This is a genomic window from Nitratidesulfovibrio liaohensis, from assembly GCF_011682075.1.
Classification (GTDB): domain Bacteria; phylum Desulfobacterota; class Desulfovibrionia; order Desulfovibrionales; family Desulfovibrionaceae; genus Cupidesulfovibrio; species Cupidesulfovibrio liaohensis.
Genome location: NZ_VSMK01000774.1, coordinates 1 through 559, shown reverse-complemented (window position 1 = coordinate 559; position 559 = coordinate 1). Strand labels below are relative to the sequence as shown.

The 559-nt window shown below is 74.2% G+C and carries 1 protein-coding gene; it reads right to left on the bottom strand.

The window, feature by feature from the left end; translation table 11 throughout:
* A partial coding sequence (locus tag FVW27_RS19070) for a PEP-utilizing enzyme (RefSeq protein ID WP_243838584.1) occupies positions 1–559 on the bottom strand: 559 nt, incomplete at both ends.

Here is a 559-nt window from a genome sequence, read left to right as displayed (position 1 = left end):
CCTCGGCGCGCAACCCGGACAGGAAGGCCAGCAGGGGGGCGCTGCGCACGGCGGTCAGGTCCAGCCACGGGTCACGGCCCGTGGGCTCGCCCGCCATGCCGGGGGGTAGGGCCACGCCGTCGCCCACGTCCAGCAGGCGCAGGTCCAGCGGCAGGTCCAGCCGCACCCTGTGGACGCGCGGGGCGGCCAGTTCCGGGCGGGTGTCGCGCAGGTTGATCAGCGCTTCCACGGACATTTCGTGGCAGAAGTGCAGGATGTCGTGGTAGGTGCGGCAGCCCGCCGGGGAAAAGTCCGGCGCGTCGGGGTCCACCAGGTCCAGCGGGGCCACCAGGCGCAGCAGGCGGCGCAGGGTGCGGTATTCCGGGGCGGCGGGGTGCAGGTCTTCGTCCGTGTCCGTGGTGTGCAGCAGCCCTTCCACCGCGCCCCGGTAGAGGTTGGTCCCGCCCGCGTCCAGGGTGACGATGTCGCCGGGGTTGGCCGCGTCGAGGACGCCGGGCATGCCGAACACGGCTGGCACGCGCAGTTCGCGCGCCACGGTGGCCAGGTGCCCGGCGGTGGT